We start from the raw sequence: 3858 nt of genomic DNA on the forward strand, positions 1-3858 counted from the left end.
GGAAGATCCTGAGATAGATCAGCTCGGCGATCATGACGCTGCGGCCGCCACCGAGGATCGCCGGCGTGACGAAGAAGCCGAGCGAGAAGACGAACACGATCATCGCCGCGCCGATGATGCCGGAGCGAGTCATCGGCACGAACACTGTCCAGAAGGTGCGCATGCGGCTGGAGCCGAGCCCGCGCGCGGCCAGGAGCACGCGGTCGTCGAGGCTGCGCATGGCCGATGCCAGCGGGAAGACGGCGAAAGGAATGAGGAAATGCGTCATGCCGACGATGACGCCGAATTCGTTGCGCACCAGCGCCAACGGTTCGGAAATGAAGCCGATCGCCTGCAGCCAGCTGTTGATCAGGCCGCGATTGGAGAGCAGCGCCACCCAGCCGAAAGCACGGGTCAGCACGGAAATCCAGAAGGGAACGAGAATGCAGAACTCGGCGACCAGGCGCTGTGCCGGGGTTCCACGCACCCAGACGACGGTGATGGCGTAGGCAGCGGCCACCGAAACCACGGTGACGACCGCCGCGATGCGCAGCGTGCGGATGAACACCGACTGCACGAGATCGTCGGTAAGCAGCGCCTCATACTGGCCGAGGCCGGGCGTCGGCAGCGTGAAGCTCCATTTGACGACGCCGAGGAACGGCCAGGCATAGGCCAGGACAAGAAACAGGAGCAGCGGCGCCATCAACAGCGCCGCGCCCATCCTGTCGGAGAGATAGGATCTCATTTCGACCCGATTACCCCTGCCCTGATCAGGCCGAGATGATCTTGGTGTATTCGTCGAGCGCCGGCCCGTAGTTCTTGGCGTACCAGTCCATGTCGAGCGCGATCTGCTTCTTCATGTTCTCGGGATCGACCGGGTTGATGCGCTTCTTGTCGGCCGGGATCAGCGCGTCTGCCGCCGGGTTGGCGGGGCCCTGGCCGAGCTTGTCGAACATGACCAGCTGCTTTTCAGGGTCCTGGGCACTGGCGATGAACTTCATCGCAGCGTCCTTGCCGCCGGGATTGCCCTTGAGCACGGCGAGCGCACCGGGCGAGATCAGGCCCTGGTCCCAGATGAACTTGATCTTGCCGCCGCTATCCTGCTCGATCAGTGAAGCGCGGGTCGACCAGACGATCGCCATCGAGGCCTCGCCATTGAGCAGCACACTCTGGCTTTCGGCGCCGCCACCCCAATAGGCAACGACGTTTTCCTTGAAGGCGGCGATCTTGTCATGGGCGCGCTTGAGGTCGAGCGGGTAGAGCGACGCAGGCGCGATACCGTCGGCGAGCAGCGCCGCTTCCCAGCTCGACACGCCCCATTTGTAGAGCGAGCGCTTGCCGGGGAATTTCTTCACATCAAAGAAATCGGCCATGCCGGTCGGCGCGTCCTTGCCGTACTTCTCGGAATCATAGGCGATGACATAGGAGAAGAAATAGGTCGAGGCGGCGTATTCCCAACCAAAGCCGGGCCGCATCTTCTTCTTGTCGACGATGTTGTAATCGATCGGCTCGAGAGCCCCCTGGGCGCCGAGCGTGATGGCCGAGAACGGATCGACATCGACGAGATCCCAGGTCGGCGCGCCGCTCTTGAATTGCGCGGCGATGGCACCTTCGGTCGGACCCGAACCGTCCATCTTGACGGTGATGCCGGTGTCCTTGGTGAAGGCCTGGCCATAGGCGGCATCGTAGGCGGTGATGGCATCGCCACCCCAGTTGACCAGCACAAGTTCCTTGGCCTGCGCAAAGGCACCTGTCGAGCGCAGCAGCATCGGCGTGCCGGCCAGCACGAGTGCCGCCAGCTGCGTGAACTGCCGGCGCGAGATCTCGCCGCGACCTGCCCTGGCGGACAGGCTCTCGATGGCTTGTTTCTTGGTATCATGTGTCATGTCAGTTCCCCTTTTTGTTGTTAATAGTGCCCGAAAGCGGTGCTGCGATGTCTCGCGACACCGCTTGTCATTGTCCTCCATGCGGAAGGAGGAAACCCTTTTCCGCCGGCCAGGTGAGCCAGACGGAGTTGCCCTTGCTCAGCGCCGCGGCCGCCACCTCGTTGGGCACCGAGACCGTGACCTTGGCGCCTTGCCGCGTCGTCAGGTCGAGCCGCGTTGCCGCGCCGAGATAGGTGGAGTTGGTGGCGGTAGCGGCGATCCCATTCTCACCATCTGCCGCCTCGCTCGATATCGACATGTATTCGGGCCGGATCGCCAGGATGGCATCGCCGCGCACGAGTTCGGCCTTGCAGCCCATGCTGACCGCGCGGTCCTCGCACAGGCCGGTCGAGCCATTGCCGGCAGGCTTGACCCCCTTCAGCGGCAGCATGTTGATCTCGCCGAGGAACTCGGCGACGAAGCGGTTGTCCGGCCGGTCGTAGACCTCGTCGGGCGCTCCAACCTGCAGCAATTTGCCGTGGTTGAAGATGGCAACGCGTGACGACAGCGCCAGCGCCTCGCTCTGGTCGTGGGTGACGAAGACGAAGGTGGTCCCGGTCTCCTGGTGCAGCCGCTTCATCTCGGCCTGCATCTGGCCGCGCAGGCCCTTGTCGAGCGCGGAAAACGGTTCGTCGAGCAACAGCACGCCCGGTTCGAACACCAGCGCGCGGGCCAGCGCCACACGCTGCTGCTGACCGCCTGACAATTGCGCCGGCAGTTTTTTCTCGTGGCCCTTGAGGCCGACGCGCTCGATCATCTCGCCGACGCGGCGCTTGATGTCGGCGGCCGATTTCTTGCGCACCTTGAGTGGGAAGGCGATGTTGGCTTCGACGCTCATATGCGGGAACAGCGCGTAGCCCTGGAACACCATGCCGGCGGCACGTTGCTCGGCCGGCCGGTCGGTGATGTCGACGCCGTCGCTGAACAGCTTGCCTTCGGTCGGCTGCACGAAGCCGGCAAGGATCATCAGGAAGGTGGTCTTGCCCGAACCGGACGGCCCGAGCAGGGTCAGGAACTCGCCACGGCCGATATCGAGCGACAGATTGTCCAGCGCACGGAATGAGCCGAAGCTCTTGCCGATCCCGATTGCCTTGATCTCTGCGGCACGGCCGGGTTGCTGCATACTGCCCTTTCCCTAACGCTTGTCGAAATCGTAGGCAGGGTGCCGGCTCACCGCAACCGAATAGTTTTCGCGTGATCGGCAAATTCCATTCATCTATGGCGAGATGTCGCCACCTGCCCTCAATACGGCAGAATGCGGTTCTCCTGGAGTTTCGACCGCAGCCATCCTGCGAACGCTTCCAGCACCGGATGCGAAGCCTTGGCGTGTTCGGAGACCAGGAAATAGGAACGCGGCGACTTGATCGCTATGTCGAACGGCCTGACCAGCCGGCCCTCGCTCAGCGCCCGCCGGCTGGTCAGTTCGTCGCCCATGGCGATGCCCTGGCCGGCAATCGCCGCCGAAAAGACGAGGTTCATGTCCGAAAAGAAGATGCCGCCCTCAATGTCGGGGTTTTCCACCTTGGACAGCGCCAGCCAGCGCGCCCAATCCTCGGTGTCATCGAGATGCAGCAGGTTGGCGCGCAGCACGTCCGACGGCCGGGAAAAACCACCGACCTTGTTGAGCAGTGTCGGGCTGCAGAGCGGCGTGAACGAGATTTCACAGAGCGGCTCGACCGCCCGGTTCGGCCAATTGCCGACACCAAACGCAATGAAGGCATCGGCATCGGCATTGCTGACATCGTCGAGCCGGCGCGGCGTCAGGATGCGCAGCGCCACGTCAGGATACATCTGCCGGAACTCGCCGATATGGGTGCACAAGAACAGCGAGGCGAAGCCGGGCGTGCAACTGACGGCGAACGAGCCGCCGACTCCGGTGCCGGCATCGCGCGTCACCGCGTCGCCCAGAACGGTGAGCGCTTTGCGCACATCGCTGGCGTAGCGCTGGCCGCGC

Annotated in this window: 2 protein-coding genes and 2 pseudogenes (1 of these 4 running past the window's edge); all 4 read right to left on the reverse strand. The window is 63.6% G+C overall.

Annotated features, from left to right (window positions below):
- Positions 1-724, reverse strand: a pseudogene (locus EOC06_RS07725) (ABC transporter permease); the annotation flags it as partial.
- 25 nt (positions 725-749) lie between these two features.
- Entirely contained in the window at positions 750-1865 is a 1116-nt protein-coding gene (locus EOC06_RS07730) for an ABC transporter substrate-binding protein (RefSeq protein WP_023812803.1), read from the reverse strand.
- Positions 1866-1932: 67 nt separating this feature from the next.
- Positions 1933-3027 (reverse strand): ABC transporter ATP-binding protein, encoded by a 1095-nt coding sequence (locus tag EOC06_RS07735; protein ID WP_128307467.1) that lies wholly within the window; start codon positions 3025-3027, stop codon positions 1933-1935.
- A gap of 119 nt (positions 3028-3146) precedes the next feature.
- Positions 3147-3858 (reverse strand): annotated as a pseudogene (locus tag EOC06_RS07740) (LysR substrate-binding domain-containing protein) (it continues 202 nt past the right edge of the window).

This window comes from Mesorhizobium sp. M7A.F.Ca.MR.362.00.0.0, assembly GCF_004023175.1.
Lineage (GTDB): Bacteria > Pseudomonadota > Alphaproteobacteria > Rhizobiales > Rhizobiaceae > Mesorhizobium.